This is a genomic window from Lentisalinibacter salinarum (genome assembly GCF_040706555.1).
In the GTDB taxonomy this organism is placed as follows: Bacteria; Pseudomonadota; Gammaproteobacteria; order Steroidobacterales; family Woeseiaceae; genus Lentisalinibacter; species Lentisalinibacter salinarum.
Map to the genome: position 1 here is coordinate 469,907 of NZ_JAPDRH010000003.1, position 18,949 is coordinate 488,855.

Consider the following 18,949-nt stretch of genomic DNA (forward strand, 5'->3'; position numbering starts at 1 on the left):
GCTCACGAGAAACAATGCTCCGCCGCCGGGTAGCTGCGGTTCTTCACCGCGGCCACGTAGGCCTTCAGCGCCTCCAGCGGCGACGGCTGGCCGGCCATGAAATTCTTCACGAAGCGGGGCGTGCGGCCCTGGGTGATGTCGAGGATGTCGTAGAGCACGAGGATCTGGCCGTCCACCTCCGGTCCCGCGCCGATGCCGATCACGGGCACCTCCACCCGCTCGCGCACCGCGGCGCCCACCTCGTTGGGCACACACTCCAGCAGCACCACGTCGGCGCCGACGTCCTGCAGCCGCTTCGCCGCGTCCACCATTTTCTCGGCTTCCCCCGGCGCCCTGCCCTGCACCCGGAACCCGCCGATCTTGTGCACGGACTGGGGCTTCAACCCGAGATGGGCACAGACGGGGATGTCGTGGCGGGCCAGGTGCTGCACGATCTCGATCTGGCCGGCCCCACCCTCCAGCTTGATCATCATGGCGCCGCCCTCCTGCATGAGGCGCACGGCGTTGTCCAGCGCCTGGGCCGGGTCCGTGTAGCTCATGAACGGCATGTCGGCCATCAGGAAGGCCCGCTGCAGACCGCGGGCGACGTTGCGGGTATGGTAGATGATATCGTCCACCGTCACGGGCACCGTCGTGTCGTGGCCCTGGATGACCATGCCGAGGGAGTCGCCGACGAGCACCACGTCGGTTCCCGCGGCATCCACCAGCAGGGCATAACTCGCGTCGTAGGCCGTCAGGCAGGCGATCGGCTCGTCCTCGGACTTCATCTTCATGAGGGTGCCGACGTTGACGGGCGGCTCCGCCATGTCGCGTTGCTGAAGCTGTGTGTACATCTCTCTTCTTGGTGTCCGGAAATGACGGCCGCGGTGCGACGCGCCCGGCGCGGGGCGTCAGGCGAAAGCGACCGGATTGGGGTTGAAGAAATGTCGCCCGCTGCTGGTGCGGCGGATCTGCTCGCACAGCAGGCGGAAATCGTCGTCATTATGGACCGGATCGATGCCGGCCGCATTCACGATCAGCAGCGGCGCCTCGGCGTAGTCGTGGAAGAACCGCGCATAGGCCTCGGCGAGCCGCTCCAGGTAGCCGGGGTCCATGTCGCGCTCGTACTCCAGGCCCCGCCGCGCGATGCGCTCCATGAGCACCTCCACCGGCGCCTGCAGGTACACCACCAGGTCCGGCGTGGGCGCATCGATGTCGAGCCGGTCGTAGATCTGCCCGTACAGCGAGAGCTCCTCGCGGTCCAGGTTCAGTTCGGCGAACAGCCGGTCCTTCTCCAGCAGGAAATCCGCCACCAGCATCGGCCGGAACAGGTCGTCCTGGCGCAGGCCCTCCAGCTGACGGGCACGCTGGAACAGGAAGTGGAGCTGGGTCGGCAGTGCCGCCGCCCTGCCCGTGCGGTAGAAGCGCTCGAGGAACGGATTCTCCTGGGTCTCCTCCAGCAGCAGCTCGCTGCCGAAGGTCCGGGCAAGGCGCCGGGCGAGGCTGGTCTTGCCCACGCCGATGGGCCCTTCCACCACGAGGTAGCGGGGCGGCGACGGATCCTTGCCGCCCTGCCGCCGCAGCGGCGTGACAGTGTTGTGGTCGGTCGGGCTCATCCCCGGTTGTCGCCTCCTCGCTCCTCCATCCGCTCAATACCCGTCCCGGCGATCCGCCGCGCCAGCGTCGCGACCCGACCGAGGCCCGGGATGACGAGATCCGGGGCCACCGAGGCCAGCGGCAACAATACAAAATTTCTCTCGCCGATGCCCGGGTGCGGCAGGGTCAGACCCGGCTCGTCGCAGACCGTCTCGCCATGGACGAGGAGGTCCAGGTCCAGGGTGCGCGGACCCCAGCGCCCGGACTCGCTGCGCCGGCGCCCGTGAGCCCGCTCGATGCCATGGAGCGCCTGCAGCAGTTCGGACGGGCCGAGACGGGTCACCAGGCCCGCGACGGCGTTGACGAAGTCGGGCTGGTCGGCCGGACCCATGGGACGCGAACAGTACAGCGGCGAGCGCGCCACCAGGCGCACCCCCGGCAATCGGCCGATCTCGCCGAAGGCGCGGCGGACCTGTTCATCGGGCGTCTCCAGGTTGCTGCCGAGCGCGACCCAGGCGGGCCGCCACACCGGCCGCCCGGCCGGGCTCAATCGCCCGATTCCCGGCGCTTGCGCCGGCGTGGTCGCCGCCGGCGGCCGCCTTTCCTGCCTTCGCCCGTGCCGCTCTCCCGGTCGCCGCCCTGGCCGCTGCCCTTGTCTGCGCCTTTGCCACGGCCGGCGGAGCCGCGCACCTCGAAGGCGTCGGCCCGCTCCTCGCCGCTCATCTCCTGCACCTCGGTCCAGAAGGCGGCCACCTCGGGATCGACCTCGCCGATACGCGAGCGCAGCAGCATGAAATCGTAGGCGGCGCGGAAACGCCGATGCTCCAGGAAACTCATGGCCCGCTTGCCACGGCGCCGCTCGAAGCGGGGCTGCAGCGCAAGCATCTCGCGCATGGGGATCGCGAAGCGCTTCGGAATGGAGATGAGCGACTGCTGCCTCGCCACCACCTCCCCGGCGGCGACGCCGAGCGCCTGCGGCTCGCCCATCTTGCGCTCCGCCAGCATCTCCGCGGCCCGCGCCCGCACCGGCGCCCACAGGAACACGCCCAGCAGGAACATCGGCGTCACCGCCTTGCCCTCCGCCACCCGCTGGTCCGTGTTGGCCAGCGCCAGCGCGATGAACTCCCGGAACCTGGCCGCCACCGGGCCGTCCAGCTCGCGCCGGGTCTCCGGGAACAGCCGCCCGAACAGGCCGTGGTCGAGCAGCAGCTCGAAGGTGCGCCGGGCATGGCCTGCCTGAAACATCTTCACGAACTCGTCGAACAGCCGGGCCGCGGGCACGTGGCCCAGCAGCGCGCTGAGCTCGGGCATCAGTTCGGCCACCTCGTCGTGGATGGTGAAATCCAGCTTGGCCGCGAAGCGGACCGCACGGAGCATGCGCACCGGGTCCTCCCGCAGCCGCTGCTCCGGGTCGCCGATCAGGCGCAGCACCCGCTCCTCGATATCCCGGGCGCCGCCCACGTAGTCCCAGATGCTGAAGTCGGCGATATTGTAGTAGAGCGCGTTGGCCGTGAAATCCCGTCGCCAGACGTCCTCGTCGATGCTGCCGTACACGTTGTCCCGCAGGATGCGGCCGTGCTGGTCCAGCTCCACGTCCGCTCGCTCGTCAGCCTCGTCGGCACTGGCGCGGAACGTGGCCACCTCGATGATGTCGCGGCCGAAGCGCACGTGGGCCAGCCGGAATCGCCGCCCGATCAGGCGCGAGTTGCGGAACAGATCGCGCACCTGGTCCGGGTCGGCGTCCGTCGCCACGTCGAAGTCCTTGGGTCTCAGGCCCAGCAGGAGATCGCGCACGGCACCGCCCACCAGAAAAGCCTGGAAGCCGGCGTCCTTGAGCCGGTACAGAACTTTCAGTGCATTCTTGGAGATGTTGGCGCGCGAGACGCTGTGGTCCGGGCGCGGTATGATTATCGGAGGCTCGCCGGAGCCCGCCGGAGCTGGTTTCGACAAATAGAGTTCGCTTGTAACTGCCAAAGTGGGCCGTATAATAGCAGCCCCCGCAGGGTCGGGCAGGACAAAAAGCGCAGCGCTCCCTTCGTCTAGCGGTCCAGGACGCCGCCCTCTCACGGCGGAAACAGGGGTTCGATTCCCCTAGGGAGTGCCAACCTGCCCTCTTCCCTCAAATTCCTCGCAAACTCAGAAAGTTAGCGAAGATAGTCCGACCGCTTGTGGTACAGGATTGTGGGACAATTCGTCGTGCAGAAAAGGCTATATTCTGCCGTCGGCATCCCCGTTCCACATCGGGTGTCCAATCAGGCTTGATCTAGGCCTTCGAAGGCTCTCAATGATTGCAGCCTCCGCGATCTCCGCAAGTAGCCCGCGCCTAACCGGCTCGACCCCGGACTGGCCGATCCCGAAGCCGGCGTAACTGGGCACTAGGCCCTCATGTAACAGGCCGGACCGACTCGCGTAGATTCGCTTCAACAACTCACGACGTAACGCGCGTAAGGTCCGCGTCCCGCGACGAATTCCGAACGCCTCCTCGAAATTGCCGTGCCGCACAACCTCATCGAGCTGGCTCGTGATCAGTTCTTCCAAGAACTCGACAAAACGCTTTGTGAGCTTCTGATCCTTCCACACGGCATTTGGCACCGTGAGCGACTCCGCGGCTGCGACGAACAGAACGGTGGCGACGGGGTTGCTCTCTTGTCTGACCGCCGCTTCGTACGTCAACAGGGCCGCCTGCATCCGGCTAAACAAGGAGAAGTCCAAGGGTGCGAAGCTGAAGATGTCGAGAGAGACGCCCTTCCGGGCGAGCGTGTGTACAGCGGGGTCTATGCGCTTGCCCTCAAGTGCGGGGACCTTATCGGACGACGTTGGGAATGGGTGAGGAGGCAGCTCTACCGGGCGCCCAAGTGCAAACCCCACGATCGCGACCACCGGCTCGATGACCTTCTCCGCAATCGAAGACGAGAAGTGACCCGGGCAGGGTCCCGGTATCGCCAGATGAACTTCGACTTTGGCCTTCGGCGCGAGGATCGCCTGCGGTGGCTTGACCTCCGGCTCTTCTTCGCTGAACTCCAGCAGCACAAGCGTACCAAGTCGCCGCCAACCTTCGATCCGGACCTGCCTCCCGAGTCTGTCCAACAGACTGCTCAGGCCAGCCATAGGGCCAATCCGGAGCCCTACCTCGGCAACGGTCGACGAGTACCAAACGACGCCGCCCACGTCGCCAGCCTCAATGCGAGCAAGGGCCGCTTCGGCAACACGGTCGACGGCTTCCTGCCGCGTCGGGTCGCTCGCCTCAAACTTGAGGAAGGGGGCTTGCTCCACAAAGTGGGCAATCACGTGGAAGTCTGCACCGGATCCTAGGGTGAACCGTTCGCCCCCGCTGCCGTACTGCGACAACTCCATGTCTTCTTCGCCACATAGGGCTCTGAACCAGTCGGCATACAAGCGGCGAAACCCTTCGCGGTCGAGTCTCAGCTCAGTCACCGTTCCCGTTACCTCGAATCAAGAGATTCTACCGCTGACCGCAGATGGTCCAGCTCGAGATGCGCGTACCGCTCGGTGACCTGCGGGCTGGAGTGTCCGAGGATGGTCTGCACCTTATAGCAGTCGACCCCGGCCTGAACCATGCGGCTAGCCGCGGTATGTCGGAGCACATGAAGGGACACATCCCGCAACCCCGCCCGGTTTCTCACCGCGGTAAATCGCCGGACACACCAGTCCTTCGCCTTCCGTGGGCCCAGCTGTCGCACCTCCCGCCACAGCCGGTCCTCCGTCAGCCACCGGAGAGCGTCACCGGCTGACCTCGTGAGAGGCACCGCCCGCGGTCTCGCGTTCTTCGTCTCGTGCAACACGAGAGCGTCCGAGACGATGTCCTCTGGCTCCGTCCTGATGACCTCTGAGAGTCGGCACCCGGTATGGATTAGGACGGTGACTAGCCGATCCATCAGCTGCGACTCCTGCTCGCTGAGTGCTCCGTAGGCGGCCGCACGGAGAGTCGCCTCCTCCTCGTAGCTCAGATAGCGCACCCGCTTGTTCTTCACCGGCACGCGTGGCATCCGGGGCACCTGCTCGACGTTTCCGAGGTCTGCCGCGTGACGCAGCGCCCGAGAGATACACGAGAGGCGCCCGTTGATCGTGCTGGCGGCTAGACCCGCTGTGCGACACTCCGCTACCCACTCGTTCACCCGCCGGTACGTAATGGCGGCGGCTGGAGTATCGCCGAACCGGCGCCGCACGACGTCGACCAGGTACCACTGTTCGCCAGCGGACCGAAGGTGGCGCCAGTGGTCGGCCCAACAGTCGTCCAGCGCATCCCCGAGCGTGTACTCGACGGCCTTCCCGCCGTCTACCTTCCCGGCCATGATGCGCTTGGCCTCCGCCAGAGCCTCCGCCTTGTTGCGCTTCCCAGTGCTGATCCGACCCCGGCCCCCCGACCGCAGGTCGAGCATCCAGATGCCGTTACTGCGCTTCGTGAGCTTCATGTCCGTTCTCCGCCCTCCAGCGTCTGGATACAGTGGTACCGGGCACCCGCTTCGTCTGCCGCAGCGGGATCATAGAGCGCCTCAACGCACTGCCTTATCAACTCCCTCCGAAAGTTCCTGTCACGCTCGCCATCGACGAAGATGGTACCTGCGAGCAACGCAGCGGCAATGATTACCGCAAGGCTCATGTTGTTCATTCCTGGTTCTCCTCTGTCATGCCTCTTCGCGGCACCGTGATGTAGCCCTCGTGGAGTCCACACCGAAGCAAGTAAAGCTCCCAGAGCCCCGTCGGCATGCGCCGCTCATCGCGCAGCCAGTGCCTCACGGCCGGGACCGACACCCCAAGCAGGCCGGCCGTCGCTTTCTGCGTCTGACCTTGCCCTTTCATCAGCCGCCGCAAGAGCGCGGGCGAATAGTCCGCAGGCCCGTACAGCGTCACTTGAATTACCATCAAGTTGCTCTCCACTTGCATGGTGGGAACGCGGACCCCGGGGAGGCGTGTGGTGCGCCTGCGATCCCGGCTCCACCTCCCTCTGCTTCTACCGGGCACTGCCGCCGATATCGAACTCACCACGGCCTACCGCCTCCCACCTATCCCAGAGCCGGTCTCGTTTCGCACTCGGCTCGGTCGCCCGATCAGCGAAGAAATCCACCCGCTCTGGGGTCGTTGTATCCTCCTGCAGGTACGCCGCAGCTTTGGAGTACTCCTGCAGCAGCGCCAGCGCCTCGTCTAGCGGCACCTTCAGCGCGTGTGGCTTCGTCGTCATGTTCTCGTCTCCTCATGCTTGGTTGTGGTGATGGCGGCCATATGACCACCGAGGCACCCCCGCTGGTCACTCAGCCCGGCCCAGGCGGTAGACGGCGTAACGCCGGCCCTCCTCGTCAGTCTTGAGAAACCTCTCGATGTTGTGCCCTTCCCGCTTCAGCACGCTAACCCGTTTGGGTAGGTCCTGAATCCGGTAGAGGTCGAAGGCGGCCCGGCCGGTGAGCCATCCAGTCTCCTTCAGGTGGCGGATGACGATCTCTTCCTGTCGCATAACCTCCTCTTCGCCGCCGTAGTGGGGACCGCCCAAGTACCGGCAGTGCGGTGATCCGTACCAACGCAAGGGTCAAAATTATATGATCCAACGGATCATTTTTAAAAGTGCTGCTTGGGCTTGATAGAGAGTTCCTTTGTCGGAACAGTTCCGAGACCGAACTGATCCCACTTTGGAACGCTATTGCTAGACAATATGAACGCCTCCACAGGCTAAACAAATGACAATAAACGATCATGTGCATGCTCCAATGGATCATATAAAAGGAAAAAGCAGTGACGCGGTGAGTGGCCGGCGGTGATCTGCAGGTGTCTCCGCTGGTGATCTGAGGATGCCTATGTCGTGTATCTACACGCGCTTCGCAGTTGCGATACGGCAAAACAGATCGGCGAGCAGAGGGGAACAACATCGCAGCCACCCCCGCGACCCCGCCGGAGCGCCCTTCCCCACCACGTCCAATGCCACCCCGCCGGATCCCCAATCCGGCGCGAACCCAGCAACGGCGCGGCCTGTCGAGGTGGTGTGCCATGGTGATGTGCCGCGAGGTGCCCAGCGGTGGTCATGTGAAGGTGGGGAGGGCCCCATGGGGGGAATCGGGGCGCGGACTTACGTAAGAGGTCGTTCGCGTAATTGCATCAAATATCCGGCCTCTGGACCCCGCAGCACCCAAGGTTCCACCCTCCGTCCACCCAGGGCCGCATCCTGCCGCTCCTGGACGATCTCCTGCCGGCCCTGCCCTGGGGCCTCCCTCCCCCAGCGTCCCTCACAGGCCCTCACAGGGCATGTCAGCCGGTGGAACCCACGGGTTCGCCTCTAGTGACCTTCCCGGTGCTCGCGTCGCCGTTCCACTGCATGTCCTTCCCCTCGAGGAGACCCTGGTGGTGATCCAGGCGGCGGATCAGCTGTCGCCGGCGGTCGGGATCGGTCTCGCACTGCAGCTCGGCCTTCAGATCGGCCACCAGTTGCTCCCGGGATCGCGTCTTGCCGGGCTCCTTTTTGCCCCTCCATGTGCTGTTTCCATACAGCTCACCCTTTTCCCGGGCAACAGCTCGGTCTCCGCAATGGAAGCAAATGTCCTTGGGTTGACCCTCCACCAGTCCGAAGATGAATGAGGGGTGGGAGCCATGGCACCGGGGGCAGTACCTCATCCGGGCAGCCATGATCGGGCCACCGCTCTGTAGGTCTCGGCCAGTCGAAGCCCCACGAGCGCAGGCAGCTGATCACGGGTGGCACCGGCTGCCAACAAGTCGCGGGCTAGCTGCTCGGCCTCCTGGGCCACGTCGCGGGCCATGCGGTCGGCTCGACGCGCCCGCCACCGCGCCTGCTCGCAGTTTCGGCACCGATGATTCAGGCCGTCAGGTGCAGAAGCGTCGCGGTGGTACTCCGCGGCGACTTTGATAGCGTGACAGGCAGAGCACCGCTTTAGGCCATCGGCCAGGTGATAGGTGCGGCCTTTGTGGTCAGTCAGTATCATGTCGTCATCCTCGTCTTCGTCACTCGCTGGCCTGGAATCGGAGCACTACCTTGCCATCAGGGCCTGGGTGCTCCGTAATCCCGCCACCCAGATTCCGGATGGGTGCCGGCGTGCCATGTACGGGTCGGTCCAGAGGCTTGCCGTGACCGATCCTCTCCAGCTGGCGAACGGTGTCGGGGAACATCTTCCGCAGCGGGGAACCTCCCCAGCTCATCGTGACAGCTCCGTGACCTCACCGGCCTCGAGGACACGAGCGAACCAGCCGCGGAACTCTTCCGGATCGACGTTGCCGGCGATCACGGTTGGGTGCATGCCCTCGCGATTCCAGTGACCCTCGGCTCTGTTCCGAAGGGCTACCACCTCGGTGCGCGGGCGGTTGGTCAGGTTGGCCAGCTCATCGAAGTACCGCTTGGTCACAGCTCGCCGCTTGTCCGTGTCGGCAAAGGGTGCGCCAGAGGCCACGGCGTAGTCCTCACTGAGGGCATCCAGCGTCTTCTTGATGGTGGCGGCGGATGGGCTCTTGGTCATTGGGGTCTCCTTGGGAGCTGTTGGGGGAGTTAGGTATCATTCCGCCATGCCTATGACGCGGCTGAGCGAGCAGATGCGCATCCACCGATCGATTAATGAACCGAGACGCCAAGGCCTAACTTTCGACGAGAAGTGGCGCCAAGACGACCGTGGGCTGATCACCTGCTGGGAGATAGGACGTGACCTCCGGGAGCACGGCGATGAGCGGGCAAAGCGGGCGGATAAAGGCGAGCTTCCGATCCTCCCATACAAGGGCGGTCGGGATGCGCCTATCAAGGCGAAACGAAAGTATGGCGTGCTGTCTTACTACGCGATGTGGCTCGGGCTACGAGGCGAAGACCTCGACGTCGATCCGGATGAGGAAGTGGAACTGACCTGCACGAAGACGGGTAATCGAGTGGTCTTTACGCTGGACTACGATAAGTATAAGAGCGCCTAGACACGCCTATGCGGTGTCGACAAGCTTCTTGAAGTCGGTCTCACGGATGATGCGGATTGATTGTCCCTTTTCGACCAGCTCGAGTGCTTTACGATGTTTCGAGCTTCGGCGGTGTCCGGCGAGTTTTGTGACATCTTGATCGCCGACGACGAGCAGCGTTGTATTCTTGGTGACTCCGGATGCGACCGTACAACCCACGCTCGCAGCCAAGTCGGCGGCGTGTCGTCTGGGGATCTCGAGGCTGCCGGTAAACACAAGGATCTCGCCATGCAAGGGTCCGTCGGGGTTACCGTCGCGGCGGACGGGTTCACTGGGTGCCGCGGTCGGGTCGATCGGCTGGTTCACCCGCACGAGCCACTGATCAAGGTCCAGCCCTGTCTCCTCCATGGCCGCCAGTATGATGTAGCCCGCCGCCTTCGCGTCCTCCAGCGCATCGTGGTGCCTGAAGGTGTATCCGAGCGTCTTGCAGACGTTGGCGAGGCCGTAGCCCTTGCGGGCAAACTGCGACCACGCTCGTCGCGCGACCCGGGCCGAGTCCAGCCATGCGGCGATTGGTGGTCGGAGTGAGAATCGACTCATGGCCTGCTCGACAGCCATGCGATCAAAGTATGTATGACAGACGGCAATCGAACCGCCCAAGTAGGCATCTAGTGTGTCGTACAAGTCCGCAATGGATGGCGAGCCCTGAACCGTGAACGTGTTAATTCCATGGATCGACACATTCATCGGGTCGAAATGGTCTTGCGGGTCTACGTAGCTGAACCACTCGTCAGCAAGCTCGCCGTTTGCGAACTTGGCAATACCAACCTGACAGATGGAAGCCAAGTCTGCGTTAGCTGTCTCGACGTCGATTGCTACGAAGTTCATGCTCCGTTCCTTCCCGCGTCGTGCATTCGACCGCAACACTATCCTAGGGTGGCAGTCCCCGCGGCATCGTGAAACACCGAATTTCACCACAGAACGTATCGAGTATGATGCCCGCTATCGACCCGAAGGGGTCGCGAGATACTAACGCCAAAATGAGATACTTGTCGTGTCATCAACTGGAGCGGTCAGATACTATTCCCCGGTTATTGCCGCTTGCCAAGTCGGGCAGATCTCGACGGCGCACGAAAGATGATTGCTATCGCGCTCTTTGCGTACTGCGGATAAAGGATTGCTTGCNGCCGATTCAAGACGCAGCTGTGCTTTAGATTGAGACTCCCAACGGTGAATGAAGCGCTATACAAGCACTTTGTCAACTTGAAGAGAGACGACAAGTTGGTCCTTTTCAAGCAAGAGCTCAACCCTCCAGATTTGTCAAAAATTATGGTGTTCGAGATCCATTGGACGCATGATCGTGTCGATGGCGATTTGATTTTCGGGCAAATGGATATCCCCGAGATAGGGAATTTCGATATCGACGCATACATTTACCGAAATTGCGAAGTTCAGCGCCCCGGTGTCCCTGATTCCGTTTGGTTATCGCCTACAGACATAAGAAGGAGCACGCTCATACCTGAGTTGGGTCATTTGACGGGCGGGCCCCTATACGTAAAAAAATTGGCACCGTCTCAAATAAGTACAAGATCCGACCGACGTGACAGCTTGGCAAATTACAAGGGTCCAACTGTTGTTTGTTTTTCTCGAGACGAGCACGATGCAATCCTACGGTGGCAAAACGGTATACGCGAGAAAGGGTTTAAGAGTTCTTTTCCAAATGAATCTTACGTCGACTACAAGCGCGCCTTATGGCATCCATTGTCATCCGATGTAGAGTCAGGTGGATTGATGCTGCATATTGAGATCCAACGACAGCGGAAAGGGGTGTTCGCGAAAGAATATTCAATTTATGTCAACGATAACTCGTTTCGGGGAAGTCGGACTAATCCGTGTGTAAGGTTCGCACGTCCGTGGTCGACGTTGATCATGCGTGAGACCTTAGAGACATTTGATGAGTTGCGGAACGCTATGGATCACGCGGTCGATCAAGTAACTCAACGTAACTCCAGATACCTAGCATAAAGCGCCGTCGGTAAGTATGACCCACTAGCGGCAACGGTCTTCCAGCCGACTGTTCGTCAATTACCGCTTGTGGTCGCGAATTCACTCCTTCCAGACAAAGTAGTGACTGTTCAGGGGCACTGCGTGTTGGTCAGGCGACCGCTTTCATGGTGTGTAGCGAGTGCTCTAATCAAGCATGAAGACCATTACCGAACGCCACCGACAAGCAGTCGATCTCGTCGTGAACGGAGGTCGAACAATGGCAAGCGTAGGCCGCGAGTTTGGCGTCACTGCGCGAACAGTAAGGCGTTGGATCGACGCCATCTATCCGCCACCCCCCTCGCAAGAAATGACAACTATGGATGGTTCGCGCTTACAGATAGATCATCAATGCGGCAGCAAGTTTCCGCAACGGTACCGCGACTTGAACTCCAATCAGCGACGCAAGTTGCGTGATGAATACATTGAATACTTCAATGGCCGATGCATGTATTGCGATGAACTACTGGACGACGAACCGCATGAGTTCGTTCGTCAGTCGGCAGACCAGATAGATTGGGACGATCTGGCCGGAGGGAAGGAAGGTTTCTTGAAGAACCCCGTCCACTTGCATCACGACCACCAAACCGGCCTGACGCTTGCCGCTATACATGCGATGTGCAACGCACATTCGTGGCATTTCCATGAGGTACTCGTGCAGAGGCAACAGTTCACTGAAAAGGTCGAAAGCATGTCCGCTGAGGAGCGCAATGCATTTGCCGAGCGCATGCGCAAACGCTTTGATTAAGTGAATCGTCCGATCCGGATTTATGCTAGTAACGATTCGAGCGTGAGCCTTGAGCGACTGCTGCTGGCCAAAAGCCGAAGTCTCCGCCCGAGCTAGCCTGCGACAGTCTGAGCTGCAGCATGGTCGCCGAGTTTCTCGATGTCGACCTCGGTAGCCTTCGCCCGCGGATCGCACTTCCGCCTGTAGCGCACGTTCTTCGCGTGCTTTGCCTCATCGTGAGCACTCCAGGTGCAACCCGGTGATCGCGTAGTCGGTCTGGTTGTCGATTTTCATGATGTCCTCTTCCGCCGGCACTAACGGCCTTTCAATCCGGCAGTCAGGTAAGAACGGCGTCGGCTGAGGGCCGCATTCACTACCTTGCGCACATCGTTCAATTCATCGGCCAGCTTCGGCGCGTCCGCGAGGTCGCGCTTGCGGTCACCTAGGTAGCGGTTGATGGTTCGGGCGACCTCGTTCAACTCCTCGCGGCGGCGAAGTAGCTCGTCTTTCGGGAACGTGTGGGGGTCAATCGGCTTGTTCATTGTTTCCTCCTCAGGAATGGTTTCGGGCATCGAATCCCGTAAGGTTTATGCCTTCGAATCCCCTAGGAATGCCCACCGGCTGAAACCCAGTGATGGCAAGGGTTTCAGCGTGTCGAGGGCTCTACGGGATTTACAAAGGGGGTCGGTAGGTGTTCTACAGGTGTATTACCACCCACTTAGATACCTACCCAGGGGGTAGAGCAGGTGCGGGAATGCTCACCTCGAGGACACGCTCGCCGGTTGCCCGGTGGTCTCCTCGAATTTCTCGAGCATGACACCACTAGCATAGTCCGCGAGCACGGCCGGCACGACGATGGCGTCGTGGATCGGCAGAGCCGTGACCTGATTGTCGAGCAGCTCCAAGAGCACAGCCACCATGATCTCGGATTCCGTGAACATGAGACGGTGTCCTGTCCCGCTGAACCACAACGGGTCCAGCTCCGGGTGCGCCCGTTGGATGGCCGTGACGGCGTCCTTCAGCCGGGTCCCTTCGGGGAATAACTCCCGGACCTGCCGGGGCCATCCCTTGAGGGGCTTCTGTGCGAAGAGCATGGAACTGAAGAGGCGCTTGATGCCTGCCCGGTCGCCGGCGGTGAACCCCTCGATGTCGTAGCCGTCGCCCGCCGGTAGCCGGAGGTCCATCTCGGCGTATGCCAGCCGCGCGATCATAGTGTCGAAGTCCAGGGTGACCACCTCTTCGCTCTCGATGCGGATCAGTCGGCGTTGTCGGGATTTCAGCTGCTGCCAGAATCCACCGAAGAGCCGTCCGCCCTCATCGAACTTGGCGTTGTTGAAATACCGGCGGAGGACACGGTCGGTGCGGTCGATGAGTCTGCCGCCGCGGTACTCGAGGTCGGCGGCAATCAGGTTCTCATTGATCCGCTTCACCTCGGCCCGATAGCGTCGGGTGGTCGACGTGTCGCGGTACTCCATCCAGAGGGATCGGTCGGATGCCGTGTCCTTGTTGAGGCGCTCCTTGGCCTGCTTCAGGATCACGATCTCCTGGCCAGGCTCGAGGATTAGGTCCTCTTGTTCGAAGTCGTAGTGGCGGAAGACTCCCCTCAGAAATTTGCCGGCCTTGATGGCGGTCATACGCCGGGTGACGAACTCCCCGAGCTCGTCGATCTCGAGCACCCGGAGGCCGTCGGAGCACAGCCGGCTCACGATGGTGGGCAGCTGCTTGCCTTCGATCTCGTGGCGGTACCGGCTTTTGCGGACGGCATTAGACATCGAGACCATGATGCGGCCTTCGCCGTCTGGGGTCGTCAGATGGCGGTGGAGGGCATCGCAGACCAGGGACCGCACGGTGGCGTGCATGATCTCTTTGTCACGCTGCCGGCGGGGTCTCTGGCGCAGCTGCCAGTGTTCCTCGTAGTCCTGCAGCATGGAGGCCACGGTGGTGCACAGGGCGTCTACCTGGGGGTTGGCGGTAGTCCGCCACGGGTTGAAGATCCGGTCACGTTCGGCTTCCGGTATGGTGAACTGGGTCATTACAGCGTCTCTCGGCTGAAGGTCCCTCGGCTCGATAAAGTGGCGACCGACCGCGAGGGATCAGGCCCGCGGCCGGTTGCCGGTTCACCGAGAGACATGGTGAAAAAGGAAAGGTAGTCAGTAGCGGTACCCCGAAGTTGGGGTCTCCGTTGTGAAAGTGCAGCCCGGTCCCGCCGTAGCAGGGCCAGGCCACCAGTGGCTCGCGGCGATCAGACTTGGGGTGGTAGACCGCGGTCGCCGCGGAGCCGCTACTCGATCAACTCGAGAACTGCAGGCGGGTGCCGCGGGAGGTCCGCTCGATGGTCCCGCCGCGTTCCTCGAGTGCACCTTGGGCGTTCTCGAGGGCGGCCCGCTGGTCGGCTTCGTACACCTGCATGTCCAGCTCACGCTGTTTGCGTTGCTGGCGCTGGCCGGCGAAGAAGGCCTCACGGGCTCGCTCGATCTGGGCCCGCAGCTGGGTGCCCTTCGGCGTCGAGGGGTCCGGCAGAGCCTCCAGCTCGTCGACCATGCGATTGATGTCGCGGGCATGATGCTGCAGCGCCATCTGCTCCGGCGTTGCACCGGCGACCACGCGGTTGCTTCCGGCTGCGCCAGCGTTCTCGACGGTGATGTTGCCATCTTCGTCGGCCGTGGCTCGCATGATGCCTTCGCCGTCGTCGCCGCTGCCGTGCAGGGCGTTCACCTTGTCGCCGTAGTCGGCTGGGAGGTCATTCATGCTGTGGATTTGATCCCGGACGCTCTTCGGCAGAGCGTTCCAGCTGTCGGCCAGGCGTTCGGCCGTGGTCGCGTCGGGCTTTTCGTCGCCCTCGTGGTACTGAAGGAAAGTAGCGTTCGCCATGTGGGTCTCCTGGGTTGGCGTGGATGTTGGGCCTCGTATTCTGGGGAGGTGCCGCAGCCGGCCAGCTGGGGGGGATTCCAACTGGCCGGCGTTGGCGTTCCACAGAGCGGAGACCCAGCGGAAAACTGGGGAGCGGGAAAGCCGCTCGATGCAGGGGGGTTACACCTGTTGCAACACCTAATTCGGGGAGGACATGCACGGGGTGGTACTCCGATAGCCACACCTAAAATTCGGCCACCTAGACTCAGTGACTTAGGGGCGGCGTTCCCCGGCTCGGGGAGCCGTCGTCTAGGGGGAGGTCTACCGATAGCCCTACCTAAATATCAGCCGCCTAGAATCAGGGACTTACAGGTGTCGTTCCGCCTTTTCGGGGAGAGGGGCACCAGAGAGACCGATCTGGTACCACGCCGCCACTTTTTGGGATAGCGGAAACGCTGAAACCTCAGTAATAATCAGGTTTGCGACGCACTCAGAATCTAGTGTCCGTGTCGAATTGCCGGCAAAGCTTAGTGACACGCGCTGGTCGAACTCCCCGGCATCTGCCATACTCCCATTGCTTGTCTGAATTCGGTCGCTCGTGCGCCGCACCACCGATCGAAGGAACGACAAGCACCAAGTACCACGGGGTAGAAACCCCCTTGTAGTTGAGAGGAAAAATCATGAGTGGCACACGTGCAATGCGTGTGGCCAACGAGGCGTTCCTTCTTGATCGTCTCGCGGCCGACACGTCCCCCCTTCAGCAAGTCCGCGAACTCACCCAGAATTCCATCGAGGCAATCCTTCGGCGGCAGAAAGCCGGCGATGAGGGCATCGGTCTAATTCGCTGGGATGTCGACTGGAACGGAGTTTCCAAGGGCAAGTACAAGCTCGCGGTTATCGACAACGGCGATGGCATGAGCGACGAGGAGATGGTCGAGTATCTGAATAGCCTCGCCGTCCAAGGCGCGAATCAAAGCCAGAGCCTGGATCGAAATTTCGGCGTGGGCGCCAAGATAACGGCGTTGCATCACAATCGCCTTGGCCTCGTCTACCAATCATGGAAAGGCGGAGCCGGACACATGGTGCAACTGCACCTCGATGACGATGAAGCTGTCTACGGTTTAAAGCCGTTCTACTGGGAGGATTCTGTAAGCTACGCACCCACCATTAGCGAAAAAGCCAAGCCCCCCATCATCGCGGGGAGCGGTACTAAAGTCGTGTTGCTCGGCAATGACGACGACGAGAACACGTGCGGCAAACCCAAAGATGCACCAGGCGGTGAGACGAACTGGCTGTATAAGTATCTTAATACGCGGTACTTCCGCGTACCCCCGAATATTCGCATCCAGGTGCGGAACCTCCGCAAGAATCCAGACGAGTGGCCGCTCTCAGAACCTGACTCTTCAGACAAGACGTTCAACTTCGAAACCATCACAGGCGAGAAGGCGCTGCTCGACAAGCACTCGAGCCAGAGCGGCGCAGTGAGCGTGGACGGCGCACGGATCTACTGGTGGCTGTTCAAGGACGGCAAGAAGGTTGATCGGTCTCTGAATCCTCGCGCACTGGGACCGGGCCATGTCGGCCTCGTGTTTCAGGATGAGGTCTATGTCACCAAGACGGGCAACAGCGGTCGGCGACAAATGGCTCACTTCGGAATCATCTTCGGCGCCGAGAACATCGTTCTATACGTCGAACCAAAAGAAGGGGAGTTATCTATTTACGCGGATACCGGGCGAAGCCGTATCCTCATCGACGGCGAGGATCCGGAAGTCGCGGGGTGGTGGGAAGTTTGGGCCGAGGAATTTAAGGCAAAGATGCCCACCCCCATTCAAAAGATGATGGAAGACATCATTAATGCTGCGGACAAGAACGACGATCCGGACCGTCGTGAACGGATTCTGAAGCGACTGGAACGAATCCGCGAATTAATGAGACCTTCGCGCTTTAGACGAGATCCCTCGGGAGAGCTTCGCGCTGATAGCGAGGTTACAGGGGGAACACCGAGGAGCGGAACAAACCCGGCTGCGAGAGAGCGTTCATCACGAGGCGGACGCGGTGGGCGCCGTGGAGATGACTATCTCGCTGAGCTGCTAGATAGCGGCGGCGAACCGGTAGTTGCTGTGCTCGATAAGCCAGATCTCCCTTCCGTTGAATGGGTTTCAATCCGGAACGGTCTACGGGCGGAAGATGAGTTAATCGATGTTGCTGCAGAGATTCAGGGAGATGAACTGACAGGCAGCATCATTAAGGCGAATGAGGATTTCCGAGGCTTCCGTGATGTTGTCAATTCATTCGCGAACGAATTCGAAGCTAGCGGCGACGAGAAGATCCTCGCCAAGATCGTTGAGGTAATGAAGGACTGGTCTGAAATGCAGCTTATCGAGGTCGTTAGCACGGTGCGAAACCTCGAAGATGGCAAAGTGTGGACGAAGGACTTGGTTCGCGAGGCTTTGCAGCCATCTGCGCTGACCGCAGCGATGATGGGCCGTTTCTTTATCGTAGAGAAGATTCGCCGCGAACTCGGCAGTGAACTCAGTCGCAAGCGGAGTAGCGCCGCCTAGAAATAATCGGTGGTACGAGGCGGGAAAGCGTCGGCATAATCCTGCTGGCGCTTTCCCGCCATCTCCGGACGCCCTGTCGCAGAAACAGGCCAAACCCTCCGACCGAACCGTAACCGATTACACCCATCTGGAAACGTTACGGCGTGATTAGCAGTAATGTGTACCCCTCGTCGATCCGGTGGTGTGACGACGAGGGGCACCGATGGGTGGTTCTCCGGAGGCGGAACTGCCGATGACCTCGCGTAGGTCAGTACAGCGCAGTCAGAAGCACCGGCAAGCGTTTAGTCCGCCGCTTTCGGCCAAGAGCAGCCGGCCAGGTGAGAGACCAAATCAGGCCATCTGACTAAGAAGGGATACGACTCCTCGCTTTGCTTTGCTGTTCCATTTCGAAAACACGGAATCGAACGTAGCGTTCAACTCGGACGCGGTTGCATCTTTTCCAACGTAAAGCCGCATTCCATCGTAAAAGGGATAGAAAGGGTACGTTGCATTTCGGGAAAGATTATCGCGTACAGTGTCGGCAGCTTCTTCTTTCATCTCCAATAACTCCCTCGCGGGATTGCGTATCTCAGGCTTTTTCATCTCCGCAGCGGTCAAACCACCTATTCCCGGTATTTTTGGCGTTGAGATCGAGATGTAGCTCGTGATCATCGTGCTCTTGTAACCTGAAAAGACAGCGATGAGTTTCGAGCCTTTCTGATTGAAGCCGTGCTCGTCTAAGTTCAAGAACACTAGCCCGTAAGCGCAAGAAAGAGCATCCGTCTGATGTATCGGGATCGGCAGCTTCAGATTCGGAGCCAGCCGACAAAGTTCGTCATGTATATCGTTAGCGATTTCTTCCGTGAGCTTCGAAAGGGAGCGGACTCCGGTCTGAAATTCGGCCCGATCCGGCAACACTTGATCAAGTGACTTCCTCCGCCACCACAGCATTCCACCGCGCTCGAAATTCCAGACCAAAATCAGAAATACCACAATTCCGGCAAGGGGAATTAGAGGCAAGTTGCCGCTGTAGGATTGATCTTCGATGTAAATGCTGGAGAACACGCCAATGGCGATTCCGGCGAGCCAGAACCACCAACGCATAGGACGATTATTCGTTAACCATCGCCACCCGAAAACAATCCAGATCGGAGCAAGAACAAGCAAAAGCGCAAACAGACGTATTAGCAACCCGGACTGGTCGATAACATCGTCGTAGATCGCTTCCGACATAGGAAGAGAAATCAGGCCCCACAGCCCGCTGATCGCGTAGGCCAGCTTTTCTTTCCCGATCTGCATGTCTTATTGAGTTAGTGACTCATGC

The 18,949-nt window shown here is 60.9% G+C and carries 19 protein-coding genes and 1 tRNA gene; 4 read left to right on the plus strand and 16 right to left on the minus strand.

Annotated features, from left to right (window positions below; all coding sequences use genetic code 11):
- Positions 1-2 precede the first annotated feature (2 nt).
- The 4 genes from panB to pcnB are packed head-to-tail and all read right to left on the minus strand — an operon-like array spanning position 3 to position 3,525.
- Positions 3-833 (minus strand): 3-methyl-2-oxobutanoate hydroxymethyltransferase, encoded by an 831-nt coding sequence (gene panB / locus ACJMKZ_RS12730; RefSeq protein ID WP_405233580.1) that lies wholly within the window; start codon positions 831-833, stop codon positions 3-5.
- A gap of 57 nt (positions 834-890) precedes the next feature.
- On the minus strand, positions 891-1,595 hold the full coding sequence (locus ACJMKZ_RS12735; RefSeq protein ID WP_405233581.1) for a deoxynucleoside kinase: 705 nt from the start codon (positions 1,593-1,595) through the stop codon (positions 891-893).
- On the minus strand, positions 1,592-2,125 hold the full coding sequence (gene folK / locus ACJMKZ_RS12740) for a 2-amino-4-hydroxy-6-hydroxymethyldihydropteridine diphosphokinase (RefSeq protein WP_405233582.1): 534 nt from the start codon (positions 2,123-2,125) through the stop codon (positions 1,592-1,594). Before folK ends, ACJMKZ_RS12735 begins: the two co-directional genes overlap by 4 nt.
- Positions 2,122-3,525 carry a polynucleotide adenylyltransferase PcnB gene (gene pcnB, locus ACJMKZ_RS12745; protein WP_405233583.1) on the minus strand — a complete coding sequence of 468 codons (1,404 nt, stop codon included), beginning with the start codon at positions 3,523-3,525 and terminating at the stop codon, positions 2,122-2,124. The genes folK and pcnB overlap by 4 nt, the downstream gene beginning before the upstream one ends.
- A gap of 78 nt (positions 3,526-3,603) precedes the next feature.
- On the opposite strand from pcnB, the gene ACJMKZ_RS12750 reads away from it, so the two are divergent.
- A tRNA-Glu gene (locus tag ACJMKZ_RS12750) sits at positions 3,604-3,679 on the plus strand.
- A gap of 104 nt (positions 3,680-3,783) precedes the next feature.
- On the opposite strand, the gene ACJMKZ_RS12755 is transcribed toward ACJMKZ_RS12750, so the two are convergent.
- From ACJMKZ_RS12755 to ACJMKZ_RS12785, 7 genes are all read right to left on the minus strand, one after another.
- Positions 3,784-5,010 (minus strand): hypothetical protein, encoded by a 1,227-nt coding sequence (locus tag ACJMKZ_RS12755; RefSeq protein ID WP_405233584.1) that lies wholly within the window; start codon positions 5,008-5,010, stop codon positions 3,784-3,786.
- 8 nt (positions 5,011-5,018) lie between these two features.
- On the minus strand, positions 5,019-6,008 hold the full coding sequence (locus tag ACJMKZ_RS12760; protein WP_405233585.1) for a tyrosine-type recombinase/integrase: 990 nt from the start codon (positions 6,006-6,008) through the stop codon (positions 5,019-5,021).
- Positions 6,005-6,205, minus strand: coding sequence for a hypothetical protein (locus tag ACJMKZ_RS12765; protein WP_405233586.1), 201 nt, complete (start codon positions 6,203-6,205; stop codon positions 6,005-6,007). The genes ACJMKZ_RS12760 and ACJMKZ_RS12765 overlap by 4 nt, the downstream gene beginning before the upstream one ends.
- A gap of 342 nt (positions 6,206-6,547) precedes the next feature.
- Complete coding sequence (locus ACJMKZ_RS12770; protein ID WP_405233587.1) at positions 6,548-6,775, minus strand: hypothetical protein; 228 nt, start codon at positions 6,773-6,775, stop codon at positions 6,548-6,550.
- A 66-nt stretch (positions 6,776-6,841) separates the two neighbouring features.
- A complete protein-coding gene (locus ACJMKZ_RS12775; protein WP_405233588.1) occupies positions 6,842-7,045 on the minus strand; it encodes a helix-turn-helix domain-containing protein in 204 nt (67 codons plus the stop codon).
- 785 nt (positions 7,046-7,830) lie between these two features.
- Complete coding sequence (locus ACJMKZ_RS12780) at positions 7,831-8,004, minus strand: hypothetical protein (RefSeq protein WP_405233589.1); 174 nt, start codon at positions 8,002-8,004, stop codon at positions 7,831-7,833.
- 725 nt (positions 8,005-8,729) lie between these two features.
- The gene (locus ACJMKZ_RS12785; protein WP_405233590.1) at positions 8,730-9,047 is read right to left on the minus strand and encodes a hypothetical protein; all 318 of its coding nucleotides are present in this window, start codon (positions 9,045-9,047) and stop codon (positions 8,730-8,732) included.
- 46 nt (positions 9,048-9,093) lie between these two features.
- Between ACJMKZ_RS12785 and ACJMKZ_RS12790 the strand changes: the two genes are divergently transcribed.
- On the plus strand, positions 9,094-9,486 hold the full coding sequence (locus ACJMKZ_RS12790) for a hypothetical protein (RefSeq protein WP_405233591.1): 393 nt from the start codon (positions 9,094-9,096) through the stop codon (positions 9,484-9,486).
- 6 nt (positions 9,487-9,492) lie between these two features.
- Here the strand turns inward: ACJMKZ_RS12790 and ACJMKZ_RS12795 are convergent, their stop codons facing one another.
- Positions 9,493-10,353: an exonuclease domain-containing protein gene (locus ACJMKZ_RS12795; RefSeq protein WP_405233592.1), complete on the minus strand. Its 861-nt coding sequence runs from the start codon at positions 10,351-10,353 to the stop codon at positions 9,493-9,495.
- A 1,312-nt stretch (positions 10,354-11,665) separates the two neighbouring features.
- Here ACJMKZ_RS12795 and ACJMKZ_RS12800 point away from each other — a divergent pair.
- A complete protein-coding gene (locus ACJMKZ_RS12800; protein ID WP_405233593.1) occupies positions 11,666-12,256 on the plus strand; it encodes a transposase in 591 nt (196 codons plus the stop codon).
- A gap of 293 nt (positions 12,257-12,549) precedes the next feature.
- Here ACJMKZ_RS12800 and ACJMKZ_RS12805 read toward each other — a convergent pair whose 3' ends face one another.
- The 3 genes from ACJMKZ_RS12805 to ACJMKZ_RS12815 all read right to left on the minus strand — a co-directional run bounded on the left by ACJMKZ_RS12805 (position 12,550) and on the right by ACJMKZ_RS12815 (position 15,106).
- A complete protein-coding gene (locus ACJMKZ_RS12805; RefSeq protein WP_405233594.1) occupies positions 12,550-12,777 on the minus strand; it encodes a nucleoside triphosphate pyrophosphohydrolase family protein in 228 nt (75 codons plus the stop codon).
- A 216-nt stretch (positions 12,778-12,993) separates the two neighbouring features.
- Positions 12,994-14,268 (minus strand): hypothetical protein, encoded by a 1,275-nt coding sequence (locus ACJMKZ_RS12810; RefSeq protein WP_405233595.1) that lies wholly within the window; start codon positions 14,266-14,268, stop codon positions 12,994-12,996.
- A gap of 256 nt (positions 14,269-14,524) precedes the next feature.
- Entirely contained in the window at positions 14,525-15,106 is a 582-nt protein-coding gene (locus ACJMKZ_RS12815; RefSeq protein WP_405233596.1) for a hypothetical protein, read from the minus strand.
- Between the two features lie 659 nt (positions 15,107-15,765).
- Here ACJMKZ_RS12815 and ACJMKZ_RS12820 point away from each other — a divergent pair.
- The gene (locus ACJMKZ_RS12820) at positions 15,766-17,646 is read left to right on the plus strand and encodes an ATP-binding protein (protein ID WP_405233597.1); all 1,881 of its coding nucleotides are present in this window, start codon (positions 15,766-15,768) and stop codon (positions 17,644-17,646) included.
- Between the two features lie 330 nt (positions 17,647-17,976).
- Here ACJMKZ_RS12820 and ACJMKZ_RS12825 read toward each other — a convergent pair whose 3' ends face one another.
- Positions 17,977-18,924, minus strand: a complete 948-nt coding sequence (locus tag ACJMKZ_RS12825; RefSeq protein WP_405233598.1) for a hypothetical protein — start codon at positions 18,922-18,924, stop codon at positions 17,977-17,979.
- Between the last annotated feature and the right edge of the window lie 25 nt (positions 18,925-18,949).

Excerpts from the sequence above, each read along its gene's own strand:
- panB (WP_405233580.1), bottom strand. The coding sequence starts at position 833 with ATGTACACACAGCTTCAGCAACGCGACATGGCGGAGCCGCCCGTCAAC.
- ACJMKZ_RS12735 (WP_405233581.1), bottom strand. The coding sequence starts at position 1,595 with ATGAGCCCGACCGACCACAACACTGTCACGCCGCTGCGGCGGCAGGGC.
- ACJMKZ_RS12760 (WP_405233585.1), bottom strand. The coding sequence starts at position 6,008 with ATGAAGCTCACGAAGCGCAGTAACGGCATCTGGATGCTCGACCTGCGG.
- ACJMKZ_RS12765 (WP_405233586.1), bottom strand. The coding sequence starts at position 6,205 with ATGAACAACATGAGCCTTGCGGTAATCATTGCCGCTGCGTTGCTCGCA.
- ACJMKZ_RS12770 (WP_405233587.1), bottom strand. The coding sequence starts at position 6,775 with ATGACGACGAAGCCACACGCGCTGAAGGTGCCGCTAGACGAGGCGCTG.
- ACJMKZ_RS12775 (WP_405233588.1), bottom strand. The coding sequence starts at position 7,045 with ATGCGACAGGAAGAGATCGTCATCCGCCACCTGAAGGAGACTGGATGG.
- ACJMKZ_RS12785 (WP_405233590.1), bottom strand. The coding sequence starts at position 9,047 with ATGACCAAGAGCCCATCCGCCGCCACCATCAAGAAGACGCTGGATGCC.
- ACJMKZ_RS12790 (WP_405233591.1), top strand. The coding sequence starts at position 9,094 with ATGCCTATGACGCGGCTGAGCGAGCAGATGCGCATCCACCGATCGATT.
- ACJMKZ_RS12795 (WP_405233592.1), bottom strand. The coding sequence starts at position 10,353 with ATGAACTTCGTAGCAATCGACGTCGAGACAGCTAACGCAGACTTGGCT.
- ACJMKZ_RS12800 (WP_405233593.1), top strand. The coding sequence starts at position 11,666 with ATGAAGACCATTACCGAACGCCACCGACAAGCAGTCGATCTCGTCGTG.
- ACJMKZ_RS12805 (WP_405233594.1), bottom strand. The coding sequence starts at position 12,777 with ATGAACAAGCCGATTGACCCCCACACGTTCCCGAAAGACGAGCTACTT.
- ACJMKZ_RS12810 (WP_405233595.1), bottom strand. The coding sequence starts at position 14,268 with ATGACCCAGTTCACCATACCGGAAGCCGAACGTGACCGGATCTTCAAC.
- ACJMKZ_RS12815 (WP_405233596.1), bottom strand. The coding sequence starts at position 15,106 with ATGGCGAACGCTACTTTCCTTCAGTACCACGAGGGCGACGAAAAGCCC.
- ACJMKZ_RS12820 (WP_405233597.1), top strand. The coding sequence starts at position 15,766 with ATGAGTGGCACACGTGCAATGCGTGTGGCCAACGAGGCGTTCCTTCTT.
- ACJMKZ_RS12825 (WP_405233598.1), bottom strand. The coding sequence starts at position 18,924 with ATGCAGATCGGGAAAGAAAAGCTGGCCTACGCGATCAGCGGGCTGTGG.